Origin of the sequence: Vibrio sp. T20 (genome assembly GCF_007858795.1) — a bacterium.
GTDB lineage: Bacteria > Pseudomonadota > Gammaproteobacteria > Enterobacterales > Vibrionaceae > Vibrio > Vibrio satsumensis.
Map to the genome: position 1 here is coordinate 38569 of NZ_VFEB01000126.1, position 15831 is coordinate 54399.

At 48.1% G+C, this 15831-nt stretch carries 3 protein-coding genes; all 3 read right to left on the bottom strand.

What is annotated here, in order from left to right:
• Window positions 1-5 precede the first annotated feature (5 nt).
• Genes FTW16_RS15250 through FTW16_RS15260 form a run of 3 tightly spaced genes read right to left on the bottom strand, consistent with a single transcriptional unit; the run spans window position 6 to window position 15813 of the window.
• The gene (locus tag FTW16_RS15250; protein WP_146491704.1) at window positions 6-5960 is read right to left on the bottom strand and encodes a beta-ketoacyl synthase N-terminal-like domain-containing protein; all 5955 of its coding nucleotides are present in this window, start codon (window positions 5958-5960) and stop codon (window positions 6-8) included.
• Window positions 5957-7999 carry a PfaB family protein gene (locus FTW16_RS15255; protein ID WP_146491705.1) on the bottom strand — a complete coding sequence of 681 codons (2043 nt, stop codon included), beginning with the start codon at window positions 7997-7999 and terminating at the stop codon, window positions 5957-5959. Before FTW16_RS15255 ends, FTW16_RS15250 begins: the two co-directional genes overlap by 4 nt.
• Entirely contained in the window at window positions 7999-15813 is a 7815-nt protein-coding gene (locus FTW16_RS15260) for a type I polyketide synthase (protein WP_146491706.1), read from the bottom strand. Before FTW16_RS15260 ends, FTW16_RS15255 begins: the two co-directional genes overlap by 1 nt.
• Window positions 15814-15831 lie beyond the last annotated feature (18 nt).

Sequence of the window (15831 nt, forward strand, 5' to 3'; positions counted from 1 at the left end):
GCGGCTTATGCTTTATCGTTAGCAGGGGCTTCTTCGATACAAATCGCGATGTCTTTCACTTCGTAAATACGCAGACCATCTTTGCTCAGGTTTGCGTCGCCAACGATGATGCGTTTGCCGTCTTCGTCTTTAACCGCAGTGATATGTACATCCAGAGACATCTGTTTGTTCAGAGGGTTAATCTGACCACGGTATTTCCATTTCACTTCAGATTGGATTTGACCAAACTTCGGATTACGGAAGCCAGCACCAAGATCTTTGTTTAGGGCGTAGGTTTGCATCAGTTCGATGATCGCTTCGACACCTAGAGAGCCCGGCATTACAGGATCTTGATGGAAGTGGAATTGGAAGAACCAATCGCTAGGGTCAATCGTACGCTCTGCATATAGGTAACCAAGGCCGTCTTTACCACCGTCGCTAGTGATCTGCACTGTATCGATAAAGTTCAAACGACCGCCGGCCAATTTGTAGTGCTCTTGTACTTCACCAGTAGCCGAAACGGGTGCATTGAAGTAACGCGTCGTTTTGTCTAGCAGGTTAATGTTTATATCTGGCGTACGGTTGTTATCAACGTGCCAAGGGTGAGTCACCTTACCGTTGTCCAAACCTAGTTGGTCTTTCAGTGCAGCGCCTTTGAAGTAACCAAATACCGCTGTACCTTCATAAAACGGCACGCCATCAGTGCTCAGTTCGAAGCTAAAGCTCTGTACGATGTTAGTGCCCATCATTACGGTTGAAAGCAGGCGAGAATCATTGGTGATCGTTTTGCCACGCAAGTCGACGTTACGCAGCATTTTGCCGCTGCCGTCTAGGTTACGGAAAAACAGTTCTTCACCTGGGAAGCCCAGAGTGGTGCCCATGTAGCCAGAGATGAAGCCGTTTGGCTGCAGCGAAATCTCCATTAATACCGAGTAAGGCATCAAGGTATGGTGGCTGTTTTCATCGAAATACCATGCGTTTTCTGGCACTTCGTATTCTGCGATACACGATGAAGGCTTCTTGAAGTCGCCACGTTTACCGTCGATCTCAACAACGCGAGTAGTTAACTGCAGATCGCCACACGGAGTACGTGGTGGAATCATGCCACGGTAGATAGAGAAATCAGGCCCGAAACATTTCTCGATATCACCAGTCGCGAATTCGAACATGTGATAAGGCGTGAATGGAACCGTATCGGGTGTGCGGTTCGGGTAATCAGGCGTTACCGGCGCTTCAACGTGTTGAAGAGGAACGACACCTTTGTTTGGTGCAGTTTCTAGGTCTTCAATTTGAGCCATCAATGGCGCATTGGCTGAAGCTTGTTGGTTCACTGCTGGCGTATGGCCCAAGTTTTCGATAACAGGGGTCGCGACAGCTGTTTCTAAAGAAGGCAGGTAACGAGTACATTCGTCATCTTCTTTGATCATTACACCCAAGTTTTGGAAATCAACAATCACTTTGCCGTGCAGTAAGATATCGATGTTAGCTTTCGCGTATGGGCGAGGGCTTAAACCAATTTCAGTCACTTCCATGCGGTAAGTCAGTTCTGCCGATTGCGGTAGAACTTGACCACGACAACGTACTTGTTGAGGGGCATTTTCAAGCGGTTGGAAACGACCATTTTGAACAAGTGTGTGCATGCCAAGGTGCATCATGAAGAACTGAAGCAGTTGACCACAACCTTCTGCCATTAAAGAGCCAGCCATTACTGAATCATCTTTGAAGTGACAAGGGAAGTACCAGTGCTCAGGCTCTAGCTGTTTGTGACCTTCAATTAAGCCTAGTCCCCATGTGCCACCTTGCGGTTCAACACGGCTGACCTTTTCGATCATCATGAACTTCTCTGAGCTGAAGCATAGAGAAGGTTGGTGGCGATCAGATTGGTGAGTCGGGCCAAAACACTCTGCAATGTTGGCTGTTAGTAGGTGACGCAGCTCTTGGTGGTTAAACTGCGTTTTAGGGCAGTGCAACATAGGGTCGAAGCGTTGCTTAGTGGCAAGCTTACGAGCCTTGATCTCGTCTTCAGTGTGAATCACACCTTTGCCGTCTGCTAGCTCTTCATCAGTGAAGAAGCCTGCACAGCCGTTATCCATTTTCAGGATCATCTTGTCGCCAACGAAACACTCGTACGAGAAGAAGAAAAGTAGTGTGTCGCCATTGCGAGCAAAGCTGTTGATTGAGATGTCGTAACGGAGTGTATCGCCACCACGAGGCAAGTCGCCAAGGAAGGTCAGCGTACAATCGAGTAGGCGATAAACGCGCTCGCCTTTGTTTTCAAAATCGATACCTAAGTAGCTGATCAGCATTAGGTCACACTGACCAGATTCAACTGCAACAGCCCATGGGATCTGACCATCTACAAGATACGGCGCATCAACTGGGATGTCGTATTCTGTGGTCATGGTGCTTGGTTTGTACTCGTTAACGGTCGCGTTGAGCTTAGTCACACGAGATACCAATAGGTAGTCTGTGGTTGGTAAACGAACGCGGCGCGAGTAGCTATCGATGATCGCGTAGTCAGGGCCAAATACATTCGCAATATCGCCTTCAGCGTATTCAACCAGATCATCGTAATCCCAGATACATGGTTTACGGATCGGTTTCACTGGTGCTGGCGTTGCAAGTACGTTGACTGGCGTTGACTGAACCGGAGCCTGTTGAGCTTGAACAGGCTGCCCCGTCGTTTGTTGACCATTCGTTTGTTGGCCAGTCGTTTGTTGACTATTCGTTTGTTGAATCAGGGCTGAGCTATCTAAGCCAGACGTCACTGCGTTTAGCTGTACTTTTAATAGTGCATCAGCCATCTGCATACCTTGGGCACGAGTGTGCAAGAATGCTTTGTGTACTTGCTGCGCTGCTTGCTGATTTTGAGCAAAAGCTTGGTTGTATGGTGTTACAGACGGCTGTGATGCTGCATCCGTATTAGCGTCGATATTCGATACGCCATTTTTAGCGGATAGGACATGAGTCATATTGCTGTGGTTACCTGTTAGCTGACAGTGGCGAGTTTGCGCCAGAGTAGGGGATACTGATGGTGACAATGTTTCTGTAGCGTGTGCTGCTTTCTCTGCAATCTCGGCTTTGTCTTTTAGTGTTGCCTGAATGTGTGCAGTCGTTGGGACAGAAACGATTCGCGCCGCTTGCTTACCAGAAGCTTTTTGTTGAATGTGCGCTAGGTTAGCGATTGGTGTCTCTGCGATGTGTTGATAAATATCGCGGCCACCGAGAGTCACTTGTTTAACCAATTGACGCTTAGTATCACTTGCCAGTTCACTGCTTAAACGAATGGAAAGTGAGTGAGATTCAACACTCGATAGGCTTAGTAGCAGCTGTGAACATTGTCCTTCGCTGATGTTGGCAACTATCGCGCTCTTAGAGCTGACATTTGGATTCAGAGGTGCAAGGTTCAGGTTGAGCAGACCGTGTAGCAGGCTTGCCATGCCAGAAGCTGCAGAGCAGTGACCAACACGTTGACTTGCTTGAGTCGTCTTTATGTTCCCTAGGCTGAGAAATGAAGATTCATGCGATGAAGTCTCTGGCGCATGGTTAAGCTCAAGCAGAGAAACATCGTTCGAGCTCATGCCAACTTGAGTTAGTAACTCATCAGCAACGACGTTGTTATGCTTGCTTGAACCAAAAGCCAATGCGTTGATGCTGCCGTAAGCCGTGTCTTGGTTGCTAGCGACTCGACCTTCTTCAACAAGAACAATCGCACCTGCGCCTTCACCTACATTCCAACTGCCGTCTTGTGGTTGGTCGAATTTTGGATCAAGCGATACCGGGCTCACGCTGTTCTTCAGAATCACATGTTCTGCGCTGCCACTTAAGTCAACGGCTGCAATTACCACGGCATCCATGGATTCTTGCGACATCAAGTTTTGTGCTACGTCGATACATCGAGCAACTGACTGTTCAGCGGCTGAAATCGTAAAGGCAGGGCCGTTAAAGTCCCACAATGAAGAGATACGCGAAGCCATGATGTTACCGATGAAACTGGTGTATTGGTTCAGCTTGGCTGCGTCCATCACACTGTCCATCGCGATGGTTTCTAGCGCTTGGTATTCGTCTTGAGTCAGTTCGATACCCATGTTGGCAAAGCTGTCAGCTAATTGGCTATGCAGGTTTACGCGTCCACGGAATTGGTGCATCTCAAGCTCTGTTTCCATCGCAACTAAAACCGCAACCTTTTGGCCTGCAACAAGTTTGGCATCTTTGATGGCTTCGTCTGCGACTTTCATCAGTAGCAACTGCTGAGAGATCAAACGGTCATCTTCATTAGGCGGCACTTTAAAGCGTAGGAAGTCGAGATCGAACTGATCGATATAGGCTCCGTTTGGAATGCCGTGTAAACCAAACTGATTCAGTAGTTCTGGATGTTGGTCTAAGCCTTTCCAGCGTTTCTTAGGCAAAGCAATGAAAGCATCGTCGTTGGTTTCAATCGCAGTGCTTAGCGCGTTGATGCTTTGCAGAGAACCAAAGTGAGACGCGAGACCAGTAATGCTTAAATTAGATGGTTGTAGGCTTGGAGACGCTGACTCTAGAGCCTGGCTTACATGACTGATGTCTGAATACGCTTCAAGCAGTAAGTGAGCGTTACAACCACCGAAACCAAAGACAGAAACACCCGCGCAGCGCTCTGAGTTGCCCGCTTTACTTGGCCAAGGTTGAACCTGTGTTGGCAGAGTCTGTGAGCCAAATAAACCTTCTGGCGACGATAGTGGCTTATCCAAATTAATACTTGGAGGAAGCACACCTTCTTTCATCGCAAAGATCATTTTCATGATCCCTGGCATACCTGCCGCAGTCAGCAAGTGACCGAGGTTGGACTTGGCAGAGCCAATCAATGGCGGGTTAGAACCATTCAATTTGTCAGCAAAGAAACGTTCCATTGAGGTTAACTCAACCTTGTCACCTAATGGTGTACCGGTTGCGTGACACTCAATCACTTCGATGCTGTCTGGTGATAAGTTCGAAGCCTCGTAAGCGCGTTCAAAGGCTTGTACTTGTCCTTTGCTGTTTGGGCTTAATACGAACTGGCCTCGGCCATCGTTCGACAAGCCAATACCGCTGACGACTGCGTAAATATTGTCGCCATCACGCTCTGCATCAGCTAAGCGTTTTAGGACTAAAACACCCGCACCTTCGCCAGCAAACAGACCTTTACTGTTGCTATCAAACGGAACCGACACACCGTGGTCAGGGTAAGCGTGGAAGATGGAGAAACCCATGTTGATGAAGAATGGGTCAGCACCGGATACCGCGCCTGCCAACATCATGTCGGCTTTGCCTGTGTTCAAGTAATCACACGCTAACTTCAATGAATAGACTGAACTTGCACATGCCGCATCTAGGCTAAGTTGCACGTTGCCTAGGCCCAATGCATCAGCCACTAATTTAGAGGCGTTATGCGCTGCAGCACCATTGATAGGGTTGAGGTCTTGCGCGGTTTCATTGGTTGGTAGCAGCGAAAACTGGTCATTAGCCAATTTAGCTTGTAGTGCTTTTTCGACCACCGAGTGATACATCGGCAGAAACAGGTCGTTTGAACGTGTGGTTGGGAACGAAAGGGCACCCATGATCACGCCTGTGCGCTCTAAAACATCGGCATTTAGATCAATGCCAGCGTCGACTAATGCCTTGCGGCTGGTATCCAAAGCCCATAGGAAACTCTGGTCAACACCGTTGAACGATTCTGCTGTTAAGCGGTAGCCATTGCTATCGAAATTGAAGTTTTCGATGTAGCCGCCTTTATCACAGTAAAAGCGGTCTGATTCGCCTTGCACACCCTGATAGCTTTCAGGTTTAGCACCTAATTTTTCAGCGCTTAATGTGGTTCGAGAATCTTTTTTGTTTAGCAAATTTTGCCAAAAATCTTTTGGCGTATCAGCTTCTGGGTATTGGTTGGCAATACCGACAATCGCGATCTTATTGCACTTCACTTGCTGCTTAGTCTTGGCTTGAGCCTGATATTGAGAACTCATACTAGCTCTCCTTGATGGTCTACTGTGCTGCCTTGAGGCACACCACTGAATTGCTTAGCGGTGGTGATCTGTTGTTCTAGCCCTTGAATTAGTGGCTCGACAGACAGTGGAATTTGATGAGTAATGAGCTGACCAATGCACTTGATGAGCGTGACAACATCGTCGCCACCCTTGGCATTGGAAGCGATTGTGCAGTACTGGTCGGCTACGTCGTCGCTACGATTGATCTTGTCGATCAATGTGCTGGTTTGACGATCTGCACCCACTTCGACAAACAGGCGAGCACCTTGCTGACGCGCACTTTGGATCAACGCAGTGAAATCCAGCGTCGAACAGAAGGTGTCGGCAATCGAAAGGGCGATGCTGTCGCTGTCGATATTGATTGGTGCGCCCGTCGGTAGACCTGCTGCGCTGATAAAGCGGATATGCTTTGGCAATTCGTCGAACAGTGGTTGCGTGTAAAACTCACGCACTTGGCTATGCTGGCTCAACGCTGGCGTGGTGTGCATGGCAGTAACACGGTTAGCGGCAATGCCACGTTTACCTAGTTTCTTGAGCAATGCACGACAGGTGCTTTCACAACCTGCCAGTACGCAAGTGTCACCTTGGATGATAGCGAGATAAGCGCGTGGAAACTCTGGTAACAGAGCCTCAATCGCTTGCACATCACTGCGAACCACAAAGCTATTCCATTGGATGCTTTCGTTGCCGTTCAGCTGCCAATCTTGACGCACTGCGGTGAGTTCACCAGAAATAGCCGTCGTGAAAATAGGGCTAGTTTGAGTCATCTCAATCAGCGCATGTGGGTTTTTCCAAACATTTAAGCTCGCCCACATGGAAGCTTCACCCTTGGAGTAACCCAAAGCGAAATCTGGCTGTACTTTGAATTCATCACACAGCAGTTGTGTTAACAGATAACTACTGCCGACACCTGCAATGGCCAATTCACTGAGCGACATTTCTTGCGCATCGTCAGCATAGGTTTTTTCAGCCTGCAGCATCTCTTTCAAGTTACCTTCGCGCTCTAAGCGAGCAAATAACTGTGGGAAATGGTGGTGAAATTCGCGCAACATGCCGGGATAAACCGTGCCAACACCAGGGTAAACAAATGCAACGCCACCTTTGCTTTGAGGCATAGGTGAGAAACAACTGCCCGCTGGCGTTTTGTATTGGTTATTGTCAGCCATTACTTTTGGCAACGTATTTTCTAGCGCTGTGATCTCTTGTATTGCAGCCTTAATTGAAGCCGCCTGAATCACGATGTTCGCACCACGGCCAGCATTGTGCTGAGTGCTTTGGAAGTGACTTAGGTTTGAATGCATCAAGTTGGCGATAGCAAGTTCGCTGTCCGCCGAATCGCTAATGCATTTAAGCTCTGCGCTTAATAAGGTTAACTGAGAAACCAATTCAGCTTGTTCGCTGCCTGAAACCACAAACATCAAACGCTCGCTGGATAGCAATGGTTTTGGTTCGTGCAAACCGGTCGCTTGAGTCAATATCAGGCTGGTGGCTTTTTGGCTATCGTCACTGAAAGTTAACGCAGCAACACGAGCTTTGTTCGGCTCAGTGAACCAGTAATGGTTAGGCAATGAACGGCTCGATATCGCATTAACCATATTCAACAACTCATTAAACTGCTGCGAAGCAGATAGGGTTGAGTATTGTTGTTGATGGCTTAAATCTGAAGCGGGGCGGCGTGACATCTCTAGAGCAAGCTGAACGCTATCTCCATTATCTAGATCGAGAGTTTCGGCAAAGCCCGCTAAATTCGCGTGTGGGTGAATCTTATTCTGAGCAGCATTCAGCGCACTTAACATCAACAATGATGGTGAGTGAGAATCCAAACAGAGTTTAACAGCAGTACCTCGATTGACAGTCTCAATCGCACGGCTAAGTGCTTGATTAAAATTGCCATCAACCACAACAGTTATCATGCCTGGGAACGAGGGGAATAAGTCGGCAGAAAGCTCAGCCGCGTTTGCTGGCTGAGCTAAAAGAGCGATGCGCAATGGCATCGCTTTATTAGTAGGAACAGTCACTATGACAATTGCTCCTTTTCTGCGTTCTTAGTAGTCTCTTTCTTCGACACTGCTGAGCTAGATTTCGGTAAGAATGCGTCATTTAAGCTCTTGCTGATGGTGACTTTGGCACCTTTCATTACTGCGCTTAAACGACCATCTTGGTGGTAAAGCGAGATATCAGCTTGCAGTGAACGAGCCGTGCTTTTTATTACGCTCAGCTCTAGCCAACCTTGGTCACCATTGTGCATCGGTGCGTAACAAATAAACTCACCAATTGCAGACGGTAGGCTTGCCGCGCCGTATTTCAATCGAGCCCATACCAGCATGGCTTGCAGCAAATAATCTTCAGCAAATGGTTGGCTATCACCAAAACCTTGCTTCGGAATAAATGATCCGCAGTCGCTGTTTTCAATCTGAGGCAACTGACATTGAGCCAATAAGCCTAAGTCGTCAAAGCGTTCGACTGAAGTAATACCTTGCAGTCTTGGTCCATGAAACAAAGTACCGTCACTGTATAGAGCTTGTGCCGTTGTTACAGGTGCTGAAGTATTGGCCTCAAAGCGTTTTACTGACGCTTGTTGAACATCTTCAGACACTTGCACAGAGGCAACTTGCAACTGAGCTTGATACTGTGGTCGCCCTTGGCAACTGATCACCGCTTTTAGCTGATCTTTTGATTTAGCATCAGAAGAAAGAACCAGTTTCAGCTCTTGCACTTCATCAGTATCAAAAATCACACCCTTAAGCAGTTTGTAGTTGTGAACGCTAACGTTCACCCCTAACAGTTGCTCTGCGACTTCACGCATCCATTGGATGGCACACACTGTCGGTAACACAGGGTTACCGGCAATGCAGTGATCTTGAATGAAAGGCAATGCCTTTGGATCAAGATGACGTGTCACAGTGATGCTTGTATTCAGCGGACTCTTTGCAAGATGCATAGACTCCGCATTAAGCTTTTTTACAGCAGCTTCCTTGTTGTCAGAACCTTGCATGCTCGTACCAACCAGCAATTGAATGCCAGTTTCGTTCAGTAGCTGAGAACTAAATAGCTCTGCACCCGCCTGAAGAGGGATCACGTAAACACCGCGCTCTGTGAACATACGTTTCAGTGCTGCGTTGACCATGCCACCGTCCCACGGTCCCCAGTTGAAGCTCATCACTTTCGCTTGAGGGTTACGCGCAGACAGTTGTAGAGCAGCTTTGTTTAGGATCTCGTTGGACATCGAGTAATCACTTTGGCCAGTGTTTCCGTAGAAACCCGCCGCCGAAGAGAACATCGCAATCAGTTTTAGCTTGCTGCTATCAAGACCACCAAGAACCGCTTCTAGCCCGCCCACTTTCGTGCCGTAAACCATGTTCAGTTCATCAAGTGTTTTATCTTGAATGTGTTTGTCAGCCAGTACACCTGCACCGTGGATAAGACCCGTGATGCCGTCGAAATTCGCCAGTGTTTTCGCTACAGACTCATGGTTCGACACATCTAGACTTAGGTATTCAGCGCTCGCGCCAATCTCGTTGAAAGCGGCAAGTGCTGCGTTGATTTCAAGGCTGCTCAATACAGGTTTTAGCAAGGCATCAACTTTCTTCGGCGTTGGTTTGTCACCTGTTGCTTGTAGGTGAGCGATAGCCGCTGGTTTTAGCTCTTTCTCTTGCTTGCCTTGAACCCACTGAGGTAGCTCAGCTGAAGTAATATGCTTACTACGACCTGCAAGAATGAAATGAGACTTACATTGCTTAGCAAGCGTCAGTGCACATTCAAACGTCACGCCTTTAGCGCCACCCGTCACGAGAACTTTGTCGCTCTTGGTGAGTTGAGCGCCTGTGTTTTTGGTTTGTGCAGCACCTGGTGTTGCAGCAATCAATGTTGCACGACCAGATTCACCGTTTTCTGCATGGCTAAGGCCGATTTCAACCGTGTTGGTATCGATATCGAACAGTTCGCCTGTGATAGCTTCAGCTACGTGACGAGCATCAATCGAAGCGTCAGCATCCAAAGCACGGCAGAATACGTTTGACCATTCATGGCTCAGTGTCTTAGTGAGACCAGACAACGCTGCTTGGTTAAGTTCCGCATTCGCTAGTTGCTTAGTATCTAGGTAACCAAAGCCACCATCGATACGGCTTAGCGTGAAGAACACGCTGCGACCAGAAACGGCATTCAGTTGGCCATTTAGGTGCTTCGCGAATAAGAACGCTGTCGTCAGTGAAGCTCTGGAGTCTGCATTCAAGTTAACCGCTTGCTCGTTGCTTTGTTTCGCATCAACGATAGCTTGTAAATGAATGAAGCCAGCAATCACTTTGTTCGACGTTTTAAGGTCTGCTTCGATGTCGTTAATCACAGCTGTCACACCAGCATCATCGATACTGTTAAGTGTGTAGCTTGCGATTTCACTGTTTAAAGGTGACGCGGCAGAAAGAGCACTACGCACTACAGCAACTTGAATGCCGTTAGCGGTCAACTTTTCTGCTAGAACACCAGCGTTGTGACCATCATCTGTGATCACGACGCAAGCGTCTTTTGAGAAACAATCGACGAGTTTATCTGCCGCTGGTAGCTTTTTTAGCGCTACCTCATTGTGTGGAGGAAGTTCCGCTGTCGCTGTTTCTGCGATAGGCGTTACTGAATCAGCTTTAGCAGTCGCTACGGGTGAAGCAGCGGATAGCTTACTTTGCATGTAGGTAACGATTTCACCAAGTGTACGACACTCAGCTAAGTCTTCAGGATTCAGTTCTGGCAGCGTTGGTAGCTGGTCTTGAACCGTACCTAGAATCTCAACGCGTTTAATCGAATCGATACCAAGGTCTGCTTCCATGTCCATCGCTAGGTCGAGCATTTCTGCTGGGTAGCCTGTTTTATCGGCAACCACTTCCATCATTGTTGATTGAACGTGAGCAGGGTTGAGGTCGTTGCTCGCGCTTTCTACAGCGGCTGTAGCTGCTACTGTCGCCGTTGCTGCGTTAGGAGCTAACTTGCTGTTCATGTAGTCAACGATTTCGCCCAGAGTACGACACTCAGCTAGGTCTTCAGGATTCAGCTCTGGCAATGTTGGTAGCTGGTCTTGAACCGTACCAAGGATCTCAACACGTTTGATTGAGTCGATGCCAAGGTCTGCTTCCATGTCCATTGCTAGGTCTAGCATTTCTGTTGGGTAGCCCGTTTTATCCGCTACTACGCTCAACATTGTGCTTTGAACTTGTTCTGCGTTTAAACCGTTTGATACTGCTGGCGCAGATGCTTGAGCTGCTACTGGAGCAAAAGCTGGAAGCTTGCTGTTCATGTAGGCTACGATTTCGCCTAGAGTGCGACATTCAGCTAAGTCTTCAGGGTTTAGTTCTGGAAGAGTCGGTAGTTCATCTTGAACCGTACCAAGAATCTCAACACGCTTGATTGAATCGATACCAAGGTCAGCTTCCATATCCATTGCTAGGTCTAGCATTTCAGTCGGATAGCCCGTCTTCTCTGCTACCACTTCTAACATGGTTTTTTGAACGACAGCGGCATCTAGTCCATTGTTAGATGTTACCGGAGCAACTGCTGTTGCTTGTGAAGACACTGGAGCAGAAGCTGGAAGCTTGCTGTTCATATAGTCAACGATTTCGCCAAGAGTACGACACTCAGCTAAGTCTTCAGGATTTAGCTCTGGAAGAGTAGGCAGTTCATCTTGAACCGTACCAAGGATCTCAACACGTTTGATTGAATCGATACCAAGGTCTGCTTCCATATCCATTTCTAGATCAAGCATTTCCGTTGGGTAACCTGTCTTCTCAGCCACCACTTCTAGCATGGTTTGTTGAACGACTTTCGCATCAAGACCGTTAGCGGCTTGAACAGGAGCAGCTGCGCTTGGCTTTGCTGCCACAGGCGCTGATGCTGGCATCTTGCTGTTCATGTAGGTAACGATTTCACCAAGAGTACGACACTCAGCTAAATCTTCAGGGTTCAGCTCAGGTAGGTTCGGCATTTCGTCTTGAACGGTACCAAGGATCTCTACACGCTTGATTGAGTCGATACCAAGGTCTGCTTCCATGTCCATTTCTAGATCAAGCATTTCCGTTGGGTAACCCGTTTTCTCGGCGACCACTTCTAGCATTACTTTTTCAGCATCTGCTGATTGTACTGCTACTGGTGCAGCCACAGGAGCTGGTTGTGCTTTAACTGGCACAGGTTGAGCTGCAACAGGCGCTGCCGCTTGAGCCGCGACTTTCGGTGCAGGCACGGCTTTCTGTACTGGCGTAACTTGAACAGACTGAGCTTGAACTGGCGCGGTTTGTACAGGAGCCGTTTGCACTTGAGCTACAGGCTGTTCAACGATAGCTGTTGGAGTAGTTTGAATCGCTGGCTGAGCATTTACTGATGCAACGAAGGTTGGTTGTGCGGTTTGCACTGAACCTTGCGTCAGCATATTAAGTGCTGAGTTGTTGCTGTGCGCTTGCATCTCTAGGTAATGAGCGTGAGCTTTTAGCGTTTCAGCTTGGTGCTGGTGGAACATCTCCATAGAACGCTGTAGGTTCTCAGGAATTGCTACGCCTGCTGTTGCCATTTTCGCTTGCTCAGACATTAGGGTGTTGAACGTGTCACCGTATTGCTGAGGAATCGCAAGGAACTGCTGATGTACTTCTGCTGCTTGTTGTTGAGCATTGAAGAACGATTGCAGTGAAGTTTCATCAACTGTTACTTGAGCTGCAGGCTGAATAGTCGCTGGGGCAGTTTGAACCACTTGAGGTTGCTGAGCTGCTGTTGCTACTTGTGCAGTTGGTGCTGGAACAACTGACTGTTGTACATTTGAAGCTTGAGGAGCAGCCACAGGTACTTCAACGATTTCTGTTTTAATCACTTCTTTTTCCACGATTTTCTCGACTTCAACTTTCACTTCAACAATCTCAGTCTTTTCGGTGACGTTGCCCGAAGCCAATGATTGATCCATTTTCTTACGAGTAGCAGGGCTGATGTAGTTGGTTGCATTCAGCTTGATGTTCATTGGTGATGCCTTCTCAGGTTCAGCAATGTCAGCTTGGTAAGGGTCAATGTTGTCTAATGAAATACCTGCAACGCACAGTTGAACCGCAGCTAAACGAAGCTGTTGGTCACTGTCGCCTTTAGGGCTTGGGTTGATACTGATTGCGTAAAGCTCTTCGTTCTTATCAGCCAATGTTTTCTCAACCAGCTTTTGAAGAATGTTTTTCGGACCGAACTCAACGAATACGCGCGCGCCTGCTTCATACATCGCTTCAATTTGCTCGCTGAAACGAACCGATTGCAGCATGTGCTGTTTGAATGCTTTCTTGATCGCTTTCGCGTCTTTGCTGTGCAGTTTGCCCGTTGCGTTTGAGTAAAGCGGCAGCGTTGGAGCGCTGAATGAAGCTTTATCGATTGCAGCAGCAAATGGTTTTTGAGCGTGAGCAACAAGCGGTGTGTGGAAAGCGCCAGAAACTGGCAGAGCAATTGCTTTGAAGCCTTGTTCTGTTAGCGCTTGTGCTGCTTGTTGAACCGTCGCGGTTGGACCTGCAATAACCAGTTGAGTCGGAGCGTTGTAGTTGGCAATGCTCACGCCTTCGAATTGGCTGATGCAGCTTTCAACGGCTGGAAGTTTGTCTGCCTCTAAGATGACTGCAAACATAGTACCGCTGTCACCTTGTTCAGGTGTCGCAGCCATCGCATCGCCACGAGCGAAAGCTAACTGGTAGTAATCGTCTTGCGAGATAACACCCGATGCACATAGTGCACTTAACTCACCAAAGCTGTGGCCTGCGACCATGTCTGCTTTGAAGCCAGCCTGAGTCATGATGTCGAACTGACCCATAGACACAGTACCAATCGCACTTTGCGCGTTGGCCGTGTTGGTTAGTACCGCTTCTTGAGCTTTAGTTGCTTCAGGTGTGAAGGTTGGAATTGGGAACAGAATTTGCGACAGAGCTGTTTTCTTGTGCTGACCAAATACTTGATCCGCTTGAGCAAGCTGTTGACGCATTTCAGGGTAATGACAAGCAAGCTCGCGACCCATGTTTAGGTATTGCGACCCTTGACCTGCAAATAGCGCTGCCACTTTACCTGCGCCGTTTTCTGCAATCAGAGCCGATTCACGGTAGCTAGTACCGTTTGGCATCTGCCAATGTGCTTTGGTTTGGCTCTCAAGCATAGAAACCGCTTGAGTCAGTTGCGCTTGAAGGTCTGCTTGGTCAGTCACGACTAAACCAATACGAGCATGCTTAGCGTCAACTTCACGCAAACTATGTTGTTCAGCAAGCGCTTCCAGTTTGAACGCAGCGTCTGCAGCTTGAGTTGAAATCTGCTTGAGCTCATTGATCAGTGCTTGACGAGATTCCGCGCTGAATAACAGAGTTTTCGGTACTTGGCGCTGACGGTATTTGTCACCGCGAGCGTGTTCTGGCGTGTACTCTTCCAATACAACGTGGAAGTTAGTGCCACCAAAACCGAATGAGCTGATACCTGCACGGCGCGGTGTGCCGTCGACACGTTTCATCCAAGGACGTGTTTGTGTGTTTAGGTAGAACGGTGAGTTCTCGATATCCAACTTAGGATTCGGAGCCGATACGTTAATCGTTGGCGGCAGTACTTTGTGGTGCAGTGCTAACGCAGCTTTGATTAAACCGGCAGTACCCGCGGTTGATTTGGTGTGACCAATTTGAGATTTTACAGAGCCTAACGCAATGTGTTGCTTCTCTTCATTGTTCTCACTGAATACCGAGTTTAAGCCGCCAAATTCAGCAACGTCACCCGCTGCTGTACCTGTGCCGTGCGCTTCTAAAAGGCCAAGCGTGTGCGGTGCGAAACCAGCATCATCATAAGCACGTTTCAGTGCTTTTGCTTGTCCTTCAGGGCGAGGCGCGTAAATGCTTTTGAACTTACCATCCGAAGAAGAACCGACACCTTTAATCACTGAGTAGATTCTGTCGCCGTCGCGCTCTGCATCTTCAAGACGCTTAAGAGCAACCATGCCGATACCTTCACCAATCATCATGCCTTTTGAGTCGATGTCGAAAGGTTGAATGGTTTCATTGGTGGTAAATGCTGGCGTTTTAGAGAAGCTCATGTACATGGTTGGTGAGTTATCAGTACACACACCACCTGTGATCATCATTTCACTGCGGCCTTCAACTAGCTCACTAAGAGCCATGCGCATTGCGGCTAGAGAACCTGCACAAGCAGCGTCTACTACACAGTTAATGCCACCAAGGTCAAAGCGGTTAGCAATACGACCTGAAATCACGTTACCCAATGAACCAGGGAATGAGTTCTCTTCCCAGTGGATGTATTGGTCTTGGAATTTTTTGATCAGCATTTCGCTGTCGTCGTCGCTGATACCACTGCTCTTGAAGACTTTTTTCAAAACCGGGTATTGAAGACGAGCGTTTAGGCTTTGAGCGATCTTCTGACCACCACCAACACCGAGCGTAATACCGATCTTATCGCGGTCGTATCCTTCAGGCAGCTTGGCATCTTCAAGTACTTCTTTTGCCACGATCAGAGAAAGCAGCTGTGACGTATCCGTCAGTTCGAGGATATTTGGCGGAAGGCCGAATTCCATAGGGTTGAAGTCTACTTCAGGGATGAAACCACCACGCTTACAGTAAGACTTGTCTGGCGTAGTACGATCTGAATCGTAGTAATCTTCTGGACGCCAGTGCGTATCTGGCACTTCAGTAATGGCATCGATCTTTTCGCTGATCAAATCCCAGAATTTGTTTAGGTAACGAGAGTTCGCAAACATGCTTGCCATACCAACGATAGCAATTGGCATGTCTTTAAGGCGTTTATTAAGTCGAGTGTCGTCGACTGATTCCGGTGTATTTTTTTCGGGTTGGCTCATTATGAGTCTCCACTTGAA